The sequence below is a fragment of the Pelorhabdus rhamnosifermentans genome (assembly GCF_018835585.1).
Taxonomy (GTDB): domain Bacteria; phylum Bacillota; class Negativicutes; order UMGS1260; family UMGS1260; genus Pelorhabdus; species Pelorhabdus rhamnosifermentans.
This window is the reverse complement of record NZ_JAHGVE010000010.1, coordinates 119,154-140,115: the sequence shown is the minus strand read 5'-3', so window position 1 is coordinate 140,115 and position 20,962 is coordinate 119,154. Positions and strand designations below refer to the sequence as shown.

Genomic DNA, 20,962 nt, shown 5'->3' with positions numbered 1-20,962 from the left:
AAAATCTCCTTTAGGCAATACTTTAATTATTTGTTTTTTTTGAATAAGACATTTGACAAGTCTTGCCTCCGTTAGCAATGGTATCTCCCAAGTAGAACTCAAATCCCATGGTTTTGGCAATGCTTCTGTCGCCATCCATAGCCATATCGCATAATTTCTCGCAGGTTGCATCATCAAAGCCTAAATCCTGCCATGCCTTCAGCAGTGGGCAGTGATGGAATTCCAACTCCACTTTATCTTCGGTTTTGGTCTTGAATTCAACTTCAAAAGTCTTTACGACATTCGGAGTTAGGAAAGTCTCTACAAAGCACGTAACATTCTCCGGCTTCTGGCAATTGGATTTGATTTCAGCCCCCTGGATCTTACCTGTTTCTACAATCGCTTCACGGATGATTTTTTCTGCTTCTTCTGCCTTTCCTGCTGCTCTGGCCTTGGTGTATGTTAAGCCGGTCCAGGTTGCACGATGTCCGATTGCACCTCTCTGAATGTCTACGATCGGGTCACCTTTGATACTAATTTTGTTATCAATCATATTCTTTCTCCTCCTTCATTGTGATATGATCACGACAATGTTGTAAATTACTGATGTTCACGCTGATAATTACTAACATTTGTATACTCGAGTATATGTCCTAATCATATCAGTAAAAGGTGTGATAAGCAATATAATTTAACATATGTATACAATATTATTGTATTATATTAAGCGTTCTACACAACGACTGCATTCGAACTGCATTTTAAACCAAAATAAAGTAGTATTTGTTATTTCGTGATATGACTACAATGCTAATTTTTGCTGTCATTTATGAAATTCTATTCCTTTTATATTGACTATCCTTCCTGTTTAAATATATAATGTTATATTGGGCAATGAAGTAAGGAGATAGTTCTGTGAAAAAAATAATCTGCAACACATTAAAGGACCAAGTTTATGATGCTTTGTTTTCTGATATTATCAATGGAGTATATCCTACTGATACCATCCTGACGGAAAAATTTTTGATGGAAAAATATAGTGTTAGTCGTGCACCCATACGGGAAGCACTGACCCAGCTGACTGGAACCTATATTCTCTCCAGTATTCCGAGACAGGGATATAAAATTCTTCAACCAAGCCAACAAAAATTATTGGAAATCATTAAATTCCGCTCTGCTCTGGAATCTTCTTTTTTAGAAAGTTATTGTATCTATATCGATGAATCTTGGGTCAAAGAATTACGAGCCATCTGTGCGGACTACACCAACTGTCCGACCAATGATTTCATGGCCCACTGGCACTATAATTGCCAGTTTCATCTGAAATTGTTCTCTATTTATGGCAACCATTATGCCTATAAGCTCTTAGAAGACGCCCTGAATATCCAGACGATCTTTTTCGTACAGAAAAAGCATTCCGTCACCATGGATTTGCACTTGGCTTTAGTTGATTATCTGGAAAAGGGCGAAATTGCAACGGCTGTGACCATTTTAAAAGCAGATATTGAAAACCTTCTGCTTCCCGCCATTGCTCCTACCCCGGTTGATCAGAATAGTAAATAAGCAAGTCCTTTGCCATGCTCAGTAGCTGGTCCATTGCTATTTCTACTGTTTTCCTGTTCGATGTATACAAAAACCGCCTCGTTTTAGAGGCGGTAAAATTTTGCGCTTTATTCGAATCATATTTGCTTTCTTACCTATGCCTGATCCAGTGATTTATTCAGCATAATCTGTAAAATTTGATCATCTGTCTGTACCATGCCTTTACAGGCCAAGTCCCCGATATTGGCAATGGAAACATCCACATCGTCGGCAACAATTCCTTCGTCCCCTGTCACTCTTGTTCCTTCCAGCGCCATGAGTACCGCTTTGCATGCCGCACTTACGGCTGTCGATACTTTCATGGCGCAACTATTCGCTGCTCCGTCACAGATCATGCCTGCCACATCGCCGATCATACTGGAAATAGCCATACTCACAGCTGAAAATTCTTTTCTGAGCAGCCACGCCATGCCTGCCGCCGCTCCCATGGATGCCGTTGTTACGGCACATAAAGCCGACAGTTTGGGCAGTTTACTATGAATATAAATAGCCATCATATGCGACAACATCAAGGCTCTTGTCAATGTTTCTTCATCGGCTTTTAGCTGCCTAGCCACTACGCTGACAGGCACTGTTGCGGCAATGCCCTGGTTGCCTGATCCGGAATTGGTAATGGCGGGAAGGGGTGCGCCGCCCATACGGGCGTCAGACGCGGCTGTCGTCAGCATCAATACACGCATCATCAAGCAGTCTGACAAGTAGCCTTGTTCAATCTGCCTATTGAGCATGGCACCGATATGCAGCCCGTAGCGTCCGTTCATGCCCTCTTCAGCCAGAGCATCATTTATCCGCGCGGCTTCGCGGATAAATGCGATGCTTTCCAGCGGGGCCTGCGTCGCAAATTCGAATACATCACGGGCCCTCACTCCGGCAAGTGAGTAGGCTGCCTCTTCCGCTGCCGCCTCTTCTTGTTCCTCGGCTTGATAGACAAGCTCACCATTTTGTTCGATGCGAATCACATGGGTATGGTTGTCAGCAATGCAGACTTTGACCCACGCCTCTCCGTGAAACACCTTAGCCTCGGAGTAGAGAACATTGGGCACATCGGCAATAGCAATGTTCACGCGTTTTTCAGCCACCATACGTTTCCCTGCTTCGACTTGCTTCGGTGTCAGCTTTTTTAACACCTCCAGCTTTCCTTGCGGATCACCGCCCAAAGCACCGACAGCTGCGGCAATGAGCAGCCCAGCCATTCCGGTTCCGGGCACAATCACTCCCATGCCATTTTTCATCATATTGGCTGAAACCCGGACTTCGATTTTCTCCGCCGGTTTCCCCAGCCGCTCAGCTGCCATGGCCGCCGCAAGCGCCAGGGAGACCGGCTCGGTACAGCCGACAGCTGGAACGACTTCCTGCTTAACGGCCTTGACCATTTCCTGCCATAAGGAACGAACTTTGGTTGTACTATTTTCTTGCATGATAAAACACTCCTCCCTATATAACTATAGGTTTTTCTCTTAAATGCTCTTTTTTTCTCAGTATTTCAAAAAAATTCAAAGTGCTCGTATTTTAGTAATTAAACTTTTCCGTAAACGCTTGTCCTTTTTCAGGACGTAAAGGCTAAGAAAGGTGATATACAAAGCAAAATACCTGTGGCAATAATAATTTTTAACGATAATCCTTTGTATTGATGCAATAACGGGACCTGATAAACGAGGTACGCCGGAATCAGACAGCCAACCAAACCAAAGACGGGACTGCAAATGGATGTAAAACTGAGTACTGGCGCATTAAGTACAATAGCTCCCCAAGACATAAGAACAGTAAAAATCATGATCCCATAGCCTACCATGTTTTTATTGATTCGCTCCTCAGGCATGATCCGGCACACCAAATTCATGACCAATCCCTGACAGGCTTCGCGAAATCCCAGATACACACCGAAATAGGCCGTCATGACGGCGAAAATATTGAGGATCAAGCTGAATATTTTTACCGACTGTTGTCCTCCGCCCTGCGCTGCCATGGCTAAGGCCGAAATATTGGCGTGATAAGCCGCGACAGCCTGCTCATGACCCATAGACAAAGTAAACGACACAGCATAAAAGAATACCGTCACAAACAGAATACCAAAGGCAATATTCATGGCCCGCATGGCTTTGTAACGTGCGACTTCAATCGACTTTTCATGGGATCGATAGGAAATGACCATGGGGCTTAAGCTTTGAATAAACAGAATGGATGTCAAAGTAAAGGGCAGCATCACCACCGTATCGTGCAGAAATTTACCAAGGGGCGGGAGCGCTCCGACATTGGCCAGATTCCAATGACTGATCATAAGCAGACCGAGAAAAGCCACAACAAGTAACTTCGTCAGCACCATGCCTGTGGCAATTTTAAACAAGGCCTTTTCACCCCGCGAAGCCAAAACCACAAGACCACAAATGAGTGCCAATCCATACAAAGGATTTTTCGAGAGCAGTGTCTGCGTGACGCCAAAGGACTGTAAAAACGAAGCACTGTCGTTGTTAATGGCTGTAGAATATACAAATACCCAAATGATGAGCATAATAAAATACAGGGCGCCTAAGAATATCCCCCAGTTCTTACCAAGATAGCCTTTAATCACACTGGGATAGTCCTTGCATTCCGGCGAAGCGGCCAGGGTATTAATGAAAAGTCTTTGGAACAAATACATGGCCGGATAGCCAATGACTGCCGAAAATAAAAAGACCCATAACCCCATCAGCCCGACTTGGACAGGTAAAAAGACAATGCCGGCACCAATGGCCATGCCAATACTCATAATCACCCAGCCCCAATCCGTTCCATCGAAACGGATGGCCTTGCGCCATTCTTCATCTGTTAAACCGGACCGCGCCGCTAGACGACTAGAAGAAAAGTCTGAAGCAACGGCTTCTTTACAGGCGAATAAATTCATTAATCATACCTCCTCTATTCCCAAACTAATACGACTTTCGCTAATATTTCGTTAATTAACGGCAAAAATATATCCTTGCCTACTGTTCATTACGAAAAGCAATAAATTCGATTTCGACGCAAGCTGCTTTGGGTAAGCTTGCCACAGCAATGCAAGAACGCGCAGGCAGCTTGTCCACAAAATAACGTCCATAAATTTCATTGACCGCCGTAAAATCCTCCATATGAATTAAAAATACCGTCGTTTTGACAACATCCGCAAAATCTAGTTTCGCTGCAAGTAAAAGCTGTTTAATATTTTCCATGACTTGTGTTACTTGAGCTGTAATTCCTCCGTCGACAAGTTCCCCTGTTTTGGGATTGATGGGGCTTTGACCTGAGCCAAACAGAAAGCCACCAACCTTTCGAACCGATGAATAAGGCCCTATTACCCGTGAAGCTTCTTTGTTCTCGATAATTTCTTGCATATTCATACCTCCAGATTTTTAGTAGGACAGACCATTCCTTACACCCATTCCATCTAAATTAACCAACCAAACTTTGTTTACAACTTGACAAAAATAGCTAATTATTCATTCAATGCAATCCCCCAGACAATAGTTGATTCAGCAAAGTAGATGACAAGCCACTTCTTGCTCGCTCGCATTTTGTGAGCAAGAAGATCAAAAAATAATCGACTCTACTGATACTTTGAAATACTTTGCTATTTCTTTAGCCCTTCCCAATGACGGCGTTCTTTCGCCAGATTCATACATAGCTATTGAAGATGGAGCAACGTTAATGATTTGAGCTAATTCACGTTGGGTTAATTTTTTATTAGTCCGTAGATCTGCCAATGTTACGCCGTTCATAATACACCTCCCGCTCTCGTTTTGTGAACTTGTCATATATTATATTATCACGTTATGCGAGCAAGTCAAGTATTTTGAATTATTTCTTCACTTTTTGTGAACATTTCCGTTATGCTCACTTAATGTGAGATATTATTAGTGTAGGTGATGTTATATGAGTTTTGGTGAAAGATTAAAATATCTTCGCGAAAATCGCGAACTAACCCAACGAGCTTTAGCTAATTTAATCAAAATTGGTTACAGTACATTGGCTATGTATGAGACAAATAAACGCCAACCTGATTTTGATATACTAAATAAGTTGGCATCATTCTTTGATGTCACCACCGATTACCTTTTAGAACGCACAAATGATTCCAAACCTCTTACTGAAAAAGATAAAATAATAACTCTCAAATCATCAAAAGAAGCATCTCCTCAAAATCTTAAACTTTTAGAAATCGCACGTAAATTAGAAAAACTTCCGCCTGAAAAGCGGAAGGCTCTTGAAACATTGTTTGGAGTAGATGAACAAAACACAGATAAAAATAGTTAATCCCCGTTTTATGGAAAATTACATATTTTCCATTGCATAAAAATGAGCTTTAAAATTGGCATTTTGATTAGCCAATTTTAAAGCTCATTTTGTATTGCATTAAGCAGCTGCTTCTTTTGATGGTTACAAAGTTTTCCGCAAGGCTTGTCCTATTCGCTTTTGCTGGTATAACAGTATATGACTTCACCCTCTGCTGATACTCTTGTAGCTATGTCCAATTATTTCAATGTGTCGCTGGACTATTTGGCTGGCTTATCCGACAAACCAGAAAGAAAATGATTATATGATTTTATGCCTAATTTCAGCGAACGATAAGCTATTGAAAAAACTACATAACCTAAAAGCGGAAGAATTAGCGAAAAAAATAGGTGTCAAACGCCGGATCATATTTATGTACGAAAAAGATGATTCTAAATCCAATTATGAAGTTCTTATCGTTTTGGCCGACTATTTTAAAGTATCCCTTGATTATCTTGTAAGTCGATCAGATAAACCGGAAAAATAAAAAGCAACAAAAAACCTACTACAAAATAAATGCAGTAGGTTTTTATCATATTTGGCCTTGATTGATATAATAATCTTAGTTAAAGTAACTCTTTACGCATATTCCAAAACCATCACGCCTGGAGCTGAACCCAGGCCTTCCTTGTCAAACTCGACTTCCTGTTTGCCCTCTCGCTGACCGCCCCCCATTTTTTGCAGAAAACTTTCAACCCCTGCGATGGGAAAGTTCATAACCTCTGTTTTAAAATGCATGGGTATAATTACCGATGGTTGTAGCATTTTAGCGACTTCTACCGCCTGATCGGGTCCGATGGTATAAAATCCGCCTACAGGCATCAACAAAACGTCAACATGGCCTATCTCTTTCACCTGCTCCGGAGTCAATAAATGTCCTAAATCCCCGCATGACAAATATGTATTCCATCAATAATGAACTTGTAAATGATGTTTTTCCCGCGCTGAGCACCATTTTGATCGTCATGGAAAGTGGCTACGCCAGTAATTTCAATCCTTTTATGAGAAAAATCTCCCGTCTTAGTTACATGAAAAAATTCTCCCTGTACCGCTTGAGTATAACTATGATCAGAATGATCATGGGACGGTGTCTTTTTTTGTGTCATACTTATATACCTCTTAACAATCAAGCTTTTGCCAGAACACTTAAGATGGCATGATAGTAGAAGCAAAATGAATGTCCCTTTGCTTCGTAATGAATCTGCAACTACGAGGGTTTTATTACAATTAACTAGCTTAATAATGTAATTTTCTCTCCATCCATAGGAATAAATACTTGATCTACTAACCCTTCTTGTTGAAGACAAGTATACAATTCACTCCGTGATAAAAGGCAATGATTAATGGCTTCCATATGGACAGCAATGATTTTTGATTTCGGCGCCTTTCGGCAAGCTTTAATAACATCTTGGGCTGTCATTGTAATCGGATCACGGGTAGTAAAACAATACTTATCGATTACCTTTGTTCCAGTGTTGCTTTTGATGTAATAGGAATAAAGCTGATTCTAAATATTTTGTCTAATCGTTATTTGTGTTGATAGTTGACAAATACTTAAATTTTTTATGCAATGCTAGTGATAATGCATATTATCATACTTATCTATCTATTCTACAATTACTGAAAGGCCATCGGGAATAACTGTTACTTTAGCATCTTCGCCTTCTATTTCATAGGCGCGTTTCAACGCCTGCTCAAAAGTTGTGGCAAGTTCCATATGCATACCTGAAATCAGTTTCGGATCAACAAGATCCGAAACCATGATAACATGATGCTTGGAAAGAATACGAGCAAGGATCTGTGAAGTCCATTGATCTGGAATAGTGTCTTGGCGTTGGGTATGAATGGCCTTTTCCAAAAATTCTTCCGGTGTCGCGGCCTCAGCAAGATTGTTATAAAATCCTTCCCCGCCATGACCATCCGCACAACCGGCTACCATAATAATAACGCCCTTTTCCCTATTGGTAGCTTCTGCTGCTGTCATTCCTTTGACGGCCTGATAAATATTTTGATCAAGCGGATAACCGCCATTTGTTGAGATAGCAATATCGCAAGGTATCTTTTTAACTTTGGCAAGTTTCTCTACAAAATTGCAGCCAGTTTGATGAGCTTTTTCAAGATCTCCGGCAAAGGAAGCAATAATTTGTTTATCTCCATCAAGCACAACGTTTAAAATAAATTTAAGACTTGCTGTTTTTGCCGCATACAACATATCCTCATGAACAGGATTATACTTTAGATTTCCAGTGCGTGCCTTGCTGGAATGTATAAACTCGCCGCAATGATTTGCCATAATCGTTTTATAGGACGCAATTCCGGGCAATACCGACTTGCGTCCGCCTGAAAAGCCTGCAAAAAAGTGGGACTCAATAAACCCTTCGGAAATAAGAAGATCAGCTTCGACAGCCGTTCGATTTAGGATACACGGACCGCCTGACGGAAGCGTACCTATCTTTACCATGGCAGCATCGTCTATTGAAACATGCATAACAATTTGCTCATTGTTTACAATGTCTTCACCATATTTATCGATTAATTCTTTTCGAGTCGATGGACGATGAAAACCTGTAGCAACCAAAATTTTAATATTTGCCTTAGGTTCAACACTGCGAATACGTCGGAGTAAAATTGGCGTAATGATTTTCGACGGAACGGGGCGGGTATGATCTGAACTGATTATAACAATATTTTTCTTGCCACGTACTAAATATTCCAACTTAGGGGAACCGATCGGATTATCTAGTGATGCTTCTACAATTTCATTTTGGGACAAAGTAGTCTGGTAATTTTCTGCTTGGGAAACCAGAATGCCTTGCAAATTATCTCTTTTTATTTTTGCAATAATTTCTTTTTTATCATAAGGTAATTTTACATTAACATATTCCATAATTACCCTCCTGTGTTCCAATTAGTTAGTAAAATAGCTATTCCAAAATTACATTCGAATGTTAAAAGCAGTATAGTTCAGTAGTCTTTGCTTGTATAGCCAAATAAAAAAAATAGCTGACATAAGTAAAATTGATAACAGGAAATTCAGCTATAATATTTTATTTATTATCCCGATTCAAATTTACCACATAGTCAATAAATAGCTTGATAGCGCGATACTTTGGGTTCTTTTTTTTATATAACAGATAAGCTTTCAACATGTATGATGGGCTAAGCGCAAAGTATCCATGCCCATGATTAGCATCGAGTGTATTGAGAAGCCGCTCGACAACCAGTGCTCCTGCACAATTTTCTTTACAAAACTGAATAATGGCATATGGAGACGACAATTGCGCCGCAACAACCGGTAATTTTCCCTCTGTGTTAAAATACTGATCGATCATTTTATTCATGAAATTATTCGGTGGGTATTTCGCTAACGGTAATTTAAACACGTCGGATATACTGACTGGCTCCTTTAGCTTTGGAATATTGGGAGCATAATAGACCATACGGTCCATCCTAAATAAGGTGTTGTCGAAATTTTCCAATTTTTCATCATCGGCAAGGAAGGTTGAAGCAATATCAATTTTCCCATTATTTAATGACCTAATAAGATCGTCCTTTTCCATGCTATAAACAGTTAATCGGATATTTCCGTTTTTACGAAAATATGTTACATGCTGGCTCATTAGTATGTCGCCTAGAGATGTCAGCACACCTACTTTCAATTCCAACGGTCTTTCACTGCTCATTTCCTGTAATTCATAAATTGCTTCCATTAATTCCGGCATAATTTTATTTATTTTTTTATAAAAGAATTCACCCTCAGGCGTCAAACAACTACCGCGATTGGAACGTAAAATCAGCTTTACTCCTAATCTTTCTTCAAGCTTTTTCATCTGAAAGCTAAAAGCAGATTGGGTAATATGTGCCTGGTCGGCGGCAAGAGTAAAGTTACGGACTTTTCCGTATATTATAAAATTTTCCATTTCCTGAATGTTAGGCAATTCTTTAATTTCCATTAGCCCCTGCCCTTCTGAATATAACACAACGATCTGCCTTGACAAAAAAAATTTTATCGACATTATACATAAATAAATGAAATGTCAACACATTAGGAAATTTGAATCGAAGGGCTGGTTCTCATGTCTCTTTTTGTGTCATACTTACATACCTCTTAACAATCAAGCTTTTGCCAAAACACTTAAGACGGTAAGAAGCAAAACATTATATTCTTTCAGATCTTCTGTAAGAAGTGAAGCCATTGGCCTCATGGTTCTAATGCAACAACCAAGAATCCCTTTGCTGGCCGGATAATTTGCGGCACTTGCGGTCATATTTTGGGTAGGAAGGTTTGGAACAGTACCGATGAAAGGCATAGAAGAATTATCTGGCGGTGCAATGGTAAATATGTAAATTATTAAAAAAGCTAAGGCGATTACCGAATTTGATAGCGACCTATACTTCGCCTTGGTGGAAAAGATAACGGTTTTTCATAAAAAGATCCTTTCCTCCAGCGCCTATAAAATAAGCCGCAGCTATTTGCATACCGTATACAGGATCATTTTATAACACTTAAGAAAAATAATACAATACATGTTGTATATATGATCTATTCCTGTAAGCTATAGGAAGGCACGGGAAATTAATCTACCACCATAACTGGCTTACTTGGGCAAATTCGCTGGGGATGTCACCGGAAATTTTACACCGTATTGTTTCTTTAAGTTCGGCGGGTTTTGAATCAGTGCCTCATAACGGGGCTCTTGTTACTTTGATTGCACTCTGCGGCTTAACTCATAAACAATCATATATGATATCTTTATGCTCAGTGTCTTTAAGTTGGCTGTCCCTTTTCGCTGTATTGCCTATATAGTACGACTAGGGCTTTTATAGCTTAAAGAGCTACCAGTTTGTTTGTCATAATACTGGGCTATGACTTCACCCTCTGCTGATACTCTTGTAGCTATGTCCAATTATTTCAATGTTTCGCTGGACTATTTGGCTGGCTTATCCGACAAACCAGAAAAAAATGATTACGTAAAAGTCGCAAGAACATCCTATCGGCAAACGATTAAACTATTTACGAAAACTACATAACCTAAAAACGGAAGAATTAGCTGATTTCCAATAGCTTATAATGAAGAAAAAAAGTAATAAAAAGACCCTATAGATTGGATACGAAAAAAAATCCATCTATAGGGTCTTTTTATGTTGTAGCACAACCCTAAGCTTTCCACCTAGTCTCCATTCTCCTGGCAATGCTGTGGCAGAAAATAAGATTCACAGCAATAATAAAAATGACTATTGGCAAAAGAAAAATAATCTGATTCCAATTTAGCAGCCCTAACAAATGAAGATAGTATAAAGAAAAAATGCTATAAACTCCAGTAAACAACCCCGTTCCTACGGCAGGAATATATCTCCGCAAAAACATAGCTTGCGCTAAATGAATAACGACATGAACAAGATAACCAATCGTTACCGCTGCAAAAAGAGAATATAACCCCCCCTCTACACAAAACAGAGTCAGAACAGATAGCAATATGAACTCCTCAAAAACTGCCACCGCAAAAGCAGCTGTTGATAAGGCCTCAAGCCTAAGAACCATTTTTTGGGCTATATGAGGAATTTTTTTATGAAGGTCAATACTATTTTTTTTCATCCAACGAGGAAGGAAGATGATTTCCTCAAATTCGTGAATCATGAAAACTATAGGAAATAGCCACATCATGGATTCTATACTCATTCACAAACTACCTACTCTCTCTCTAATTCCACCATTTAAGTAATTCGACGTTGACTATAATTAACACTTTTTAATGTTATTGAGACACTAAGGCATGTAAACATGACAAAATAGTGACGCTGAAATCGCTGTGGGTGGATCATCTTCAGCTCGCATGAGTGTCGTGGGGATTATACCATTCGCAGCCACCCAATTATCAATGGCTTCCGGATCATCGCCAATCATATTCGCTGTCGGAGTTTCATCGGTAGAAGCAACTCCCATAGCACTTAACCCATTTTCTACTTCCTCTTTCGTCATACCTGGTATATTATCTGCCATAAAACCAGATACTGAGTCACTTTCAGGAGCTGGTACAGGCTGATTAAATGCCGCTTGCAGAGGCTGAGTAATATTTTCACTAATCCACTGTGCAACACTATCCCAGGTACTCTGAATATTATCCAAAACATTTTCATAGGATTGAATACTTGCATCATCAGTATATAACCCTTGACTATAATCTGCCAAAGAATAATCTCCAAAACCTGCTATAGAATCATAGGAACAAATTTCTCCTCCGATCACCCCTAATCCACTGTTACTATCCGAATTATCGGACCACGAAGAATTATCCGCTACGACACCCATTGTATCTTCATAAGAATTTTGCACTACACCTGAATAGTCTGACCCCACAATACCGCCGTAACTGCCGTTAGTTGAATTACTGTCGGAAGCCGAAGAAGACGTATCTCCTCCTGTAGCATTTCCTTGATCATTACTAGAATAATTAACAATTGCTCCCGAATAATCTGCCCCGGCACCATCAATGCCGCCATAATTGCAAGTATTTGAATCACTATCCAATGTCGAAGAAAAGCTACTATATCCCGCTGTAGTATCGCTAGATTCATTACCAGAGCAACTGGTACTTGAATCATTACCAGAGGTCGAAGAAGAATTATCTCCTCCATAATAACCGCCTGTATCTCCTCCGTACCCACTGTAAGAACTACTTCTGTTAGTACTATCACTACTAGAGTTATCTCCACCGTAACTCCCAGTACTCCTATTAGAATCTACGTTCATATGTTACACCTCCTGTGCCTTTAAGTACATATGGACATCATAACAAGAGTCTATGACCAACTTGTGACAATTGAAGTATTTTTTAACTAGCAACCTGATATTGTTCAGCACAAAGTTAGCAATTTAGCTTACGAAACAATAAAAATGAGCATTAAAATAGGCGTTTTAACTAGCCAATTTTAAGCTCATTTTTTATTTGGTTACATTTTCTTGTCCCTGCCAACGATTTTAAGCAACGTCACTAATTACATGCGATGCATCATTGGCAACATAAAAAAGTAAATATTCGCTAACAGCAAGATAATAATCAGGCATATAAACGGCAAGGCAGATCCCTTTATTTTTTCTACAGAATACTGTGATTTCGCTATCCGATAGGCAGTATAAATCGAACCCAAAGTGCCAATCCCAAGCAATATATATTGCAATATCTGAATCGTATCGACACTAAAAAAAGCAGTCGATTTTTCCGGAACATTCATGCCAATTACCGCCATACCAGTAAACAAAATTGATTTACCCTCTGCTAATAAGTGAAACAAATTATGAGCCATGTGGGCTGCCAAATCCAGTGGAATTAAAGCATAGCCGAAGCGAGCAAAATTCATATGGGTAGACTCACCATTACTTTTCCCAGCTGCCCAACTGCTTATATAAAGTAAGCCAACCGGTATAGCCATTGCAATTAAGAAAATAACAGTAAATGTGATTGCATACTCATGAGTACCGAGGGCATTTTCCAGCCAGCTTTGAGCCTGGTCCCAAATTTCCAACATGGTGATGTTCTGAACAAATACGATTCCCATGATAACAATCGCCAAGATAGACTCTTCAAACTTCGGCTTGCGTATAAACCAAAGCTCTTTAGACGGCGGTCGAACTGAAATGGTGATGGAATCATCGGGACAATTTTTTACACAATGACCACATAGATTGCACCGCGCACTATTATCCATCGTTCTTGGAAACTCAAACATTGGACAGCCGGGAACATTTTTACTGCCCTTATAACAGGCCGCCACAGTACATTTATTGCACTTCTCCGGTGTTCCCCGAAGTTCCAAAGCACCTGTTCGCGAGTAGTTGCCTGCTACACCGCCTAAAAAACAAATATGACGACACCACGTCCGACGTTCAAAAAAGGCCCCGGCAGTAATCGCACCTGCCGCAAGAATCAGCATCACTACACCAGAACCACGCGGCGACTCCACAATGCCATAAACATGATCTCCCCAGGTAATCAAGATAAAGAAGATATCAATAATCCAAATACCATATTTATTAAGAAATTTAGGCACAGGGCGATTATTCCCCACAATTTTTTGAACATAATCACTGACTGTTCCAAATGGACAAATACCACACCAAAATCGCCCAAACAGGAGAAAGATCAGCGGAATCAATGGCCACCATAACACCCAGGTCAAAGCAATCCCAAAGTTTTCATGGGCTTCGATCGGACCAAAAAACAATTCATACATAATAAAAGCAAAAACTATTACAACAGGGACTTGTAGAATTCCCGGGTACCACTTGCTTTTTAAGATAGATTTCAACAGACTATTTTCCTTGATCTCCGGCATTTAATTCACCCCTCGTCCTTTCCTGCCAGTAAATTTCATGATTCCGGCACTGATGATCACAACGAAAATAAATCCGCCAAATCCATAAAGAATCGGCCAGGGGTTATCGTCTTTAGCAGTTTCCTTTTTATCATGTCCACTATGAACCATGTTGTTCATATCATGACCGCTTTGAGAATCATTCGTCATTGAGCTCATATCATGGCCGCTCTGAAAGCCCTGTGTCATGGCCCCCATATCATGCTTTTGTTCCCCTAAATTACTTGCGGCAAAAGCCCCCACAGTAAGCAGCCCAAGTAGTATTAGTGTCGCAAAACCTGTTATCAGAAACTTTCCGCGCCGCTTTGACGTATTAATCAACTAATAGACCTCCCTGATTGATAACAATTCAGTCGCACTGCGATTTTTAAGCCTCTCGGCCTGGCTTTAATTATTTTTGGTATTGCTATGATTCATGTCCATATTACTATGATCCATATTGCTGTGATCTGCTTGTTGAGTAGTACTCTTATTAGTTGTCGAAGTATTATTGCTTGCGGAACTCCCACACCCCGCCAAAAACAAACCTAAAATAAAAACTAAAACTGTACCTACTGCATAAAACTTTTTCATTTTTCCGCCTCCAGCACACCAACTATAATGACCTGAAAACGTTCGTCGGACATCTTTATCCCCCTAATCGGTATGTGTTTGTTACTGGTCCCTATTATAGCCGTCAATTATGAATTTCTTATGAATGGGTGGTGAATTTGTTATGTGATTTCAATGCTGTTTAAATTGAATACTCCTCGCAAGCATCCTTCCTCCCCAATTTGCAGTGCAAAATACCCCTACTAACATTCCTTATATGTATTGTGTTCTTCAGACCGAAACTTTGCCGCTGATTTCCTATAATTTAATAAAAAGTATCTACTAGAAAAGCTGCCATATATCAGGCAGCTTTTCCCTTGTCGTTTACTCTGGTCGGTATTGAAAAGTGGTGCTAAAAAACTGATTATCTTTATTTGTAGTGTCATACCAGATTTTAGCGTCTTTCTTTTTAAATTTTTTATCATACGAATATAAATTCCATGTCGGCTCATGTCCGAATACTAGCACTTTGTCGGAATAGGCCGGACAGCAAGGAAAACTTTCACTCATCCATACAGTTTCATTTTCCACGTTTTCTTCAATTGGCTTTTGTACGTTGGCCCCTGCGTGAGTAAAAATATAGTTACCTATGGAAAAATACAAGAGTAATGTTCGGGTAAAGACTAAGATTTTTTCAAGTTTTTCTCTAGATAAGTCCTTAATTTCATAATACATTTCCGCGCCGCCGTTGTATGTAAACCAGTTACACATCTATAAAAAAAACACTAAATAGATCTCCATCTTACTTAGAGACTACCATAAGGTGTTTTTTATTTAATAACTTTTTGTCATTTCACAACTTTATCATTAATTTAACAACTTTATCTCTACAGCTACCCCGTAAAATGGTTTTTCATTCAATAACTTTCTATTTCCCTTTTTTATACAAAAAACACCTCTAGCAATAATCATATTACTAGAGGTGCTTTCTGTTCAATCTTTTTTATAATGCTACAATTGAAGCTACATTTATCATTCTTTTATTCTACTGTAACGCTTTTTGCAAGATTTCTAGGCTTATCGACATCGCAGCCACGGGTAATAGCAGCGTAATAAGCCAGAAGTTGCAGAGGAATAACCGATAGAATGGGTGCTAAATATTTTTCTGTACGTGGAATCAAAATAGTATGATCCACGTATTTTTCTAGCTGTTTATCGCCCACAAAGCCAATACCAATGACAACGGCATCACGCGCTTTTACTTCTTTAATATTGCTCAGCGTTTTGTCATAGACATCAGACTGTGTTGCCAAAGCAATGACAGGTACCCCTTCAATAATAAGGGCTAATGTGCCATGTTTGAGTTCGCCTGCTGCATAAGCCTCAGCATGAATATAAGAAATTTCCTTGAGTTTTAAAGCTCCTTCGAGAGCCACTGCATAATCAAGAGAACGGCCAATAAAGAACACATCTTCGCTAAAACCGTATTTTTCGGCAAATGTCTTAATGGGCTCCACATCATCCAACACTTCATGAGCCTGTGCCGGAAGATTTTTAAGTCCGGCAACAAGTTCCTTCATGCGCTCGGGTGCAATCGCTTCTTTGAGACCTGCTAGATACAAAGCCAACATAAACACACTAACAAGCTGTGTCGTATAGGCCTTGGTGGATGCCACGGCAATTTCCGGGCCTGCCCAGGTATAAATGACATGATCGGCTTCACGGGCAATGGACGAACCGACAACATTGGTTACGGCAAGAGTACGCGCCCCTAACCGTTTAGCTTCTTTTAAAGCTGCTAAAGTGTCAATAGTTTCGCCTGACTGACTAATCACGATTGCCAAAGTAGATTCATCAACAAGCGGTGTCCGGTAACGGAATTCGGAGGCAATATCCACTTCTACAGGAATACGAGCAAGTTGCTCAATAAAATATTTGGCAACAAAACCGGCATGATAAGCAGTTCCGCATGCCGTAATCAAAATCTTCTTGATGCCGACCAGATCTTCTTTCGTCCATTTTAGCTCATCAAAAATAATCTCGCTGTTGTCTTTGGCTAAGCGGCCTGACATGGTTTCACGAATAACTTTCGGCTGTTCATAAATTTCCTTGATCATGAAATGTTCATAGCCGCCTTTTTCAGCTGCTTCGGCATCCCAATTCACTTCAAAAACTTTTTTACTGACAGGAACACCTTGACGGTTCATTACCCAAACAGAGTCTTTTGTAACAACAGCCATCTCGCCGTCGCTCAAGATATAAGTCCGGCGGGTATAGTTAATAATCGCCGGAATATCTGAGGCAATAAAGTTTTCACCCTGTCCTAGGCCAATGACTAAAGGATTATCTTTTTTGGAACAAATAATTTTATCAGGATCAAACTTCGTCATGAACACGAGCGAATAAGAACCTTCAATGGCTGCCAATACTTTCTTGACAGCTCCTTCAAAGTCGCCGTCATAATATTCTTCAAGTAAATGGGCCACAACTTCCGTGTCTGTTTCCGAAACAAAAACATGGCCTTTTTCAATTAATTTTTCTTTTAAGTCCAAATAGTTTTCAATAATTCCATTGTGAACAACAACGAAATTCCCTGTACAATCTGTATGAGGATGTGAATTGACATCAGACGGACGACCGTGTGTCGCCCAGCGAGTATGACCAATACCAATTTGTCCCTGTGGCATATTATTTTTCAGTTGATCCTTTAAAACGGCTAAACGACCGACTGTTTTTGTTACATTAATTTTTTCACCATCAAAAACAGCAATTCCTGCTGAATCATAACCACGATACTCTAATTTTGACAGTCCTTCTAATAAGAACCCGGCCGCCTGCTTGGGCCCAATATATCCAACAATACCGCACATAAATACATTACCCCCTCATTATCTTACTGCCACAGCTTTTTTGTGCCACTTGTTACCAAATGGTTTTGTAAAACTGCTTTCGGCGGCAGTCGCCGAGAGGTATCCGCTGACTTCTCGATAAACCTCTTCCTCGTCTGCTTACTTCATTTCATCCGCACGTAAGTAAGCACCAGCGCTTTAACTAGTCTTCGTAAAATCAATATTCCTATGCTATTTTTGCTTTATCCTCGCTACGATCCGCCTCCTCACCTTATACATATGCAAAAAGGAACACCGAAGGTGCCCCCATGCACTATTGTCCTATTTTAAACTAATTTTGCCTTAACGTCAACCTTGGCCTTGTTCGTTTTTTACAATGTCTGCAATTTGCTGAACAATGAGTTCCAGCTTGGCCTGTACAGGCCCTTCAGCCATCACACGAATAAGTGGTTCTGTCCCTGATGGACGCACTAATATTCGGCCTTCTTCACCAAGATCCTCACTGCCCTTGGTAATGGCGGCTTGAATACGCGCATTTTGCTCCCAACCCTGTTTGCTTGCCACACGCACATTCACGAGTAGCTGAGGAAATGTCGTCATGGCAGCATTAAGCTCAGACATGGTCTGCTTTGTTCTTACCATAGCAGATAGTAATTGCAAGGCTGTAATAAGCCCATCGCCCGTCGTACAATATTCTTGAAAAACAATATGACCTGACTGCTCTCCGCCTAGCATAAAACCCTGTTCACGCATTTTTTCCAGTACGTAACGATCCCCGACAGGTGTTACAACAACTTTAATACCGACGCTCTTCATGGCTTGATGAAGACCAATGTTGCTCATAACAGTAGCTACAAGAGTATCTTTCGCCAAATGACCAGACTGTTGAAGCTGCTTGGCACAGATCACCATAATATGATCGCCATCAACGATCTTCCCCTGCTCGTCCACCGCGAGGCAACGGTCGGCATCACCATCATTAGCAATCCCCACATCAGCATGATGCTCAAGCACGGCTTGCTGTAATCCAGCCAAATGGGTGGAGCCGCATTGATCATTAATATTCGTACCGCTTGGCTGATCATTGATAACAATGACCTCAGCCCCTAAGTGTCTGAGAACCCTTGGCACGACTTCATAAGCTGCACCATTGGCACAATCTAAGACAATTTTCAACCCAGCAAGGGATACAGTAGTGGTACTCAGACAATGTTCAATATACTTTTCAATAAGTTCATGTTGATACTCAATAGTACCAATTTCATTAGCGACGGGGCGTTTCATTGTGGCTAATGAATGAGTAATAAGTTCTTCCAGTTCATCTTCTATCTTGTCAGGCAATTTATAGCCAGTACCGGCAAAAAATTTGATGCCATTATCAGGATAAGGATTATGAGAAGCAGAAATAACAACTCCTGCCATAGCCTGTGTCGTTTTTGTCAAGTAAGCAATAGCTGGCGTAGGAATAACTCCCGCCAAAATAGCCTTTCCTCCTGCTGCACAAATGCCTGCTGCCAAAGCCGACTCAAGCATTTGTCCTGAAATACGCGTATCGCGCCCGATCAAAAGAACAGGCTCCCGGCACTCCTTGCCAAAATAATACGTTGCCGCCCGTCCTAAATTAAATGCTAATTCCGGTGTCAAATACTGATTGGCAATTCCTCTTACTCCATCTGTTCCAAATAATCTACCCAAATTATGTTTCCCCTTCCGAACTGTTAAAATTTATTTTAAAACCGGTTGTCCATATGTAGCAATGATGTGATTAGCAACATGAAGACCATCTAATGCAGCGCTCATAATACCTCCTGCATAACCTGCGCCTTCACCCATGGGATACAAGCCACCGACATTTTCCGATTGAAAATGATTGTCACGCCGAATTCTTACGGGTGCCGAAGTACGCGTCTCCACACCTGTCATGATGACACCATCATCAGCAAATCCTTTTATTTTACGCCCAAATTCAGGCAAAGCCTTGGCAAGTGTAGCCGTAACAAAATCGGGGAGACACTGTCTAAGATCGCCCTTTTTCACACCGGGCCGATAAGTAGGCTGTACAAAAAAATTCACATCTCTCCGATGTAAAAAACTGCCGACACTTTGTACAGGGGCACAGTAATTACTGCCAGCAAGCTCAAAAGCCAATTTTTCATAATGCCGTTGAAAAGCGATACCAGCTAAATTTCCCGGTCCAAAATCAGTTAATTCAACATTTACTACAAGTGCGCTATTGGCCATGCCAGAAGCACGGGCAAAACTACTCATGCCATTTGTCACAACCTGTCCCGCTTCTGAAGCGCCAGCAACAACAACGCCGCCCGGGCACATACAAAAGGAATAGGCTGTACGCTTTGTTTCCCTATCATGATAAACAAGGGCATAGTCGGCAGCACCCAGTTTTGGATGACCAGCCCAAGCGCCGAACTGCGCCACATCGATAAGCTGCTGAGAATGCTCAATGCGCACCCCAATAGCAAAAGGTTTCGCTTCAAGTGCCACCCCTTGCTTATCTAAATATTCATAGGTGTCTCGCGCACTATTGCCGATACCGAACAGAACAACATCTGCAGCGATTTCTTCCTTGCCATTCAATTGTAGAGAAGTAATACTCCCTGTATCACTTCTAGTAAATCCTGTCACTTGACTATGAAATCGCACTTCACCGCCAAGTTCAATGACTTTTTGCCGTAAATTTTTGACGACCTGCTGCAGCCGATCTGTACCAATATGTGGTTTATGAGCATACAAAATATTATCTGGAGCACCAAAATTAACAAATAGTCCAAGTACCTCGCTCATGCTGGAATCATTGACACGCGTCGTAAGCTTGCCATCAGAGAAGGTTCCTGCCCCGCCCTCACCGAACTGTACATTGGACCGGATATTCAGTTGGCCTGTCTGCCAAAAATCATTGACATCTTTTGTCCGTTGGTCAATATCGGCGCCGCGTTCCAATACAATAGGCCTAAAACCTGCTTGGGCCAAAGTGTAAGCCGCAAGCATGCCCGATGGACCAAACCCTACAATAATGGGACGATATGACAGTTTTCTTTCACCGCAGACAATGGACTGAGGTTTATCTTCTTCTTTAATAACAACATTTTTATCATGACGCAGCTTTGTTAGAACTTTTCTTTCAGGTAAAGTCGTTTCCACATCTAAAGTGTAGACAAAGCTAATATTTTGTTTGCGTCTGGCATCAAGGGCCTGACGAATACATTTTACCGAACGAATTGCTGTGACAGGTATTTTCAAACGTTTGGCAACAAGCTCTTGTATTGTTTGCTCTTCCGTAATAGCTGTACGAAAATTACTGATTCTCAACAATCAAGCAGTCTCCT

Annotated in this window: 20 protein-coding genes and 1 pseudogene; 4 read left to right on the top strand and 17 right to left on the bottom strand. The window is 40.7% G+C overall.

Annotated features, from left to right (window positions below):
• Window positions 1-22 precede the first annotated feature (22 nt).
• A complete protein-coding gene (locus Ga0466249_RS13915) occupies window positions 23-532 on the bottom strand; it encodes an L-2-amino-thiazoline-4-carboxylic acid hydrolase (protein WP_215830060.1) in 510 nt (169 codons plus the stop codon).
• Window positions 533-894: 362 nt separating this feature from the next.
• On the opposite strand from Ga0466249_RS13915, the gene Ga0466249_RS27545 reads away from it, so the two are divergent.
• Complete coding sequence (locus Ga0466249_RS27545) at window positions 895-1,542, top strand: GntR family transcriptional regulator (protein WP_312889775.1); 648 nt, start codon at window positions 895-897, stop codon at window positions 1,540-1,542.
• A gap of 134 nt (window positions 1,543-1,676) precedes the next feature.
• Here Ga0466249_RS27545 and Ga0466249_RS13905 read toward each other — a convergent pair whose 3' ends face one another.
• The 4 genes from Ga0466249_RS13905 to Ga0466249_RS13890 form a co-directional block, all read right to left on the bottom strand.
• Window positions 1,677-2,999: an L-cysteine desulfidase family protein gene (locus tag Ga0466249_RS13905; protein WP_215830059.1), complete on the bottom strand. Its 1,323-nt coding sequence runs from the start codon at window positions 2,997-2,999 to the stop codon at window positions 1,677-1,679.
• A 128-nt stretch (window positions 3,000-3,127) separates the two neighbouring features.
• Complete coding sequence (locus tag Ga0466249_RS13900) at window positions 3,128-4,462, bottom strand: aromatic amino acid transport family protein (RefSeq protein WP_215830058.1); 1,335 nt, start codon at window positions 4,460-4,462, stop codon at window positions 3,128-3,130.
• A gap of 79 nt (window positions 4,463-4,541) precedes the next feature.
• Entirely contained in the window at window positions 4,542-4,928 is a 387-nt protein-coding gene (locus Ga0466249_RS13895) for a Rid family detoxifying hydrolase (protein WP_215830057.1), read from the bottom strand.
• Window positions 4,929-5,123: 195 nt separating this feature from the next.
• The gene (locus Ga0466249_RS13890; RefSeq protein ID WP_215830056.1) at window positions 5,124-5,312 is read right to left on the bottom strand and encodes a helix-turn-helix transcriptional regulator; all 189 of its coding nucleotides are present in this window, start codon (window positions 5,310-5,312) and stop codon (window positions 5,124-5,126) included.
• Window positions 5,313-5,466: 154 nt separating this feature from the next.
• Between Ga0466249_RS13890 and Ga0466249_RS13885 the strand changes: the two genes are divergently transcribed.
• Window positions 5,467-5,847, top strand: a complete 381-nt coding sequence (locus tag Ga0466249_RS13885; RefSeq protein ID WP_215830055.1) for a helix-turn-helix domain-containing protein — start codon at window positions 5,467-5,469, stop codon at window positions 5,845-5,847.
• Between the two features lie 283 nt (window positions 5,848-6,130).
• Window positions 6,131-6,352: a helix-turn-helix domain-containing protein gene (locus tag Ga0466249_RS13880; protein ID WP_215830054.1), complete on the top strand. Its 222-nt coding sequence runs from the start codon at window positions 6,131-6,133 to the stop codon at window positions 6,350-6,352.
• Window positions 6,353-6,444: 92 nt separating this feature from the next.
• Here the strand turns inward: Ga0466249_RS13880 and Ga0466249_RS27810 are convergent.
• The 3 genes and pseudogenes from Ga0466249_RS27810 to Ga0466249_RS13860 form a co-directional block, all read right to left on the bottom strand.
• Window positions 6,445-6,971 (bottom strand): annotated as a pseudogene (locus Ga0466249_RS27810) (MBL fold metallo-hydrolase).
• A gap of 500 nt (window positions 6,972-7,471) precedes the next feature.
• Window positions 7,472-8,752, bottom strand: coding sequence for a nickel-dependent lactate racemase (gene larA / locus Ga0466249_RS13865; RefSeq protein ID WP_215830051.1), 1,281 nt, complete (start codon window positions 8,750-8,752; stop codon window positions 7,472-7,474).
• A gap of 160 nt (window positions 8,753-8,912) precedes the next feature.
• On the bottom strand, window positions 8,913-9,818 hold the full coding sequence (locus tag Ga0466249_RS13860; RefSeq protein ID WP_246588716.1) for a LysR family transcriptional regulator: 906 nt from the start codon (window positions 9,816-9,818) through the stop codon (window positions 8,913-8,915).
• 318 nt (window positions 9,819-10,136) lie between these two features.
• Here Ga0466249_RS13860 and Ga0466249_RS26640 point away from each other — a divergent pair, with 318 nt between their 5' ends.
• The gene (locus Ga0466249_RS26640) at window positions 10,137-10,220 is read left to right on the top strand and encodes a hypothetical protein (RefSeq protein ID WP_246588732.1); all 84 of its coding nucleotides are present in this window, start codon (window positions 10,137-10,139) and stop codon (window positions 10,218-10,220) included.
• 803 nt (window positions 10,221-11,023) lie between these two features.
• Here the strand turns inward: Ga0466249_RS26640 and Ga0466249_RS13850 are convergent.
• The 9 genes from Ga0466249_RS13850 to Ga0466249_RS13810 form a co-directional block, all read right to left on the bottom strand.
• A complete protein-coding gene (locus Ga0466249_RS13850; protein WP_215830050.1) occupies window positions 11,024-11,545 on the bottom strand; it encodes an HXXEE domain-containing protein in 522 nt (173 codons plus the stop codon).
• An 87-nt stretch (window positions 11,546-11,632) separates the two neighbouring features.
• Window positions 11,633-12,616: a hypothetical protein gene (locus Ga0466249_RS13845; RefSeq protein ID WP_215830049.1), complete on the bottom strand. Its 984-nt coding sequence runs from the start codon at window positions 12,614-12,616 to the stop codon at window positions 11,633-11,635.
• Between the two features lie 245 nt (window positions 12,617-12,861).
• The gene (locus tag Ga0466249_RS13840; protein ID WP_215830048.1) at window positions 12,862-14,199 is read right to left on the bottom strand and encodes a 4Fe-4S binding protein; all 1,338 of its coding nucleotides are present in this window, start codon (window positions 14,197-14,199) and stop codon (window positions 12,862-12,864) included.
• Window positions 14,200-14,559, bottom strand: coding sequence for a hypothetical protein (locus Ga0466249_RS13835; protein ID WP_215830047.1), 360 nt, complete (start codon window positions 14,557-14,559; stop codon window positions 14,200-14,202).
• Window positions 14,560-14,625: 66 nt separating this feature from the next.
• Entirely contained in the window at window positions 14,626-14,811 is a 186-nt protein-coding gene (locus Ga0466249_RS13830; RefSeq protein ID WP_215830046.1) for a hypothetical protein, read from the bottom strand.
• Between the two features lie 342 nt (window positions 14,812-15,153).
• Complete coding sequence (locus tag Ga0466249_RS13825; RefSeq protein ID WP_215830045.1) at window positions 15,154-15,504, bottom strand: hypothetical protein; 351 nt, start codon at window positions 15,502-15,504, stop codon at window positions 15,154-15,156.
• A gap of 305 nt (window positions 15,505-15,809) precedes the next feature.
• Window positions 15,810-17,639, bottom strand: coding sequence for a glutamine--fructose-6-phosphate transaminase (isomerizing) (glmS, locus tag Ga0466249_RS13820; RefSeq protein ID WP_215830044.1), 1,830 nt, complete (start codon window positions 17,637-17,639; stop codon window positions 15,810-15,812).
• 327 nt (window positions 17,640-17,966) lie between these two features.
• Window positions 17,967-19,313 (bottom strand): phosphoglucosamine mutase, encoded by a 1,347-nt coding sequence (gene glmM / locus Ga0466249_RS13815; protein ID WP_215830043.1) that lies wholly within the window; start codon window positions 19,311-19,313, stop codon window positions 17,967-17,969.
• Window positions 19,314-19,343: 30 nt separating this feature from the next.
• Window positions 19,344-20,948, bottom strand: a complete 1,605-nt coding sequence (locus Ga0466249_RS13810; protein WP_215830042.1) for an NAD(P)/FAD-dependent oxidoreductase — start codon at window positions 20,946-20,948, stop codon at window positions 19,344-19,346.
• Window positions 20,949-20,962 lie beyond the last annotated feature (14 nt).

Excerpts from the sequence above, each read along its gene's own strand:
- Ga0466249_RS13915 (WP_215830060.1), bottom strand. The coding sequence starts at position 532 with ATGATTGATAACAAAATTAGTATCAAAGGTGACCCGATCGTAGACATT.
- Ga0466249_RS13905 (WP_215830059.1), bottom strand. The coding sequence starts at position 2,999 with ATGCAAGAAAATAGTACAACCAAAGTTCGTTCCTTATGGCAGGAAATG.
- Ga0466249_RS13900 (WP_215830058.1), bottom strand. The coding sequence starts at position 4,462 with ATGAATTTATTCGCCTGTAAAGAAGCCGTTGCTTCAGACTTTTCTTCT.
- Ga0466249_RS13895 (WP_215830057.1), bottom strand. The coding sequence starts at position 4,928 with ATGCAAGAAATTATCGAGAACAAAGAAGCTTCACGGGTAATAGGGCCT.
- Ga0466249_RS13890 (WP_215830056.1), bottom strand. The coding sequence starts at position 5,312 with ATGAACGGCGTAACATTGGCAGATCTACGGACTAATAAAAAATTAACC.
- Ga0466249_RS13885 (WP_215830055.1), top strand. The coding sequence starts at position 5,467 with ATGAGTTTTGGTGAAAGATTAAAATATCTTCGCGAAAATCGCGAACTA.
- Ga0466249_RS13880 (WP_215830054.1), top strand. The coding sequence starts at position 6,131 with ATGATTTTATGCCTAATTTCAGCGAACGATAAGCTATTGAAAAAACTA.
- larA (WP_215830051.1), bottom strand. The coding sequence starts at position 8,752 with ATGGAATATGTTAATGTAAAATTACCTTATGATAAAAAAGAAATTATT.
- Ga0466249_RS13860 (WP_246588716.1), bottom strand. The coding sequence starts at position 9,818 with ATGGAAATTAAAGAATTGCCTAACATTCAGGAAATGGAAAATTTTATA.
- Ga0466249_RS13850 (WP_215830050.1), bottom strand. The coding sequence starts at position 11,545 with ATGAGTATAGAATCCATGATGTGGCTATTTCCTATAGTTTTCATGATT.
- Ga0466249_RS13845 (WP_215830049.1), bottom strand. The coding sequence starts at position 12,616 with ATGAACGTAGATTCTAATAGGAGTACTGGGAGTTACGGTGGAGATAAC.
- Ga0466249_RS13840 (WP_215830048.1), bottom strand. The coding sequence starts at position 14,199 with ATGCCGGAGATCAAGGAAAATAGTCTGTTGAAATCTATCTTAAAAAGC.
- Ga0466249_RS13830 (WP_215830046.1), bottom strand. The coding sequence starts at position 14,811 with ATGAAAAAGTTTTATGCAGTAGGTACAGTTTTAGTTTTTATTTTAGGT.
- Ga0466249_RS13825 (WP_215830045.1), bottom strand. The coding sequence starts at position 15,504 with ATGTATTATGAAATTAAGGACTTATCTAGAGAAAAACTTGAAAAAATC.
- glmS (WP_215830044.1), bottom strand. The coding sequence starts at position 17,639 with ATGTGCGGTATTGTTGGATATATTGGGCCCAAGCAGGCGGCCGGGTTC.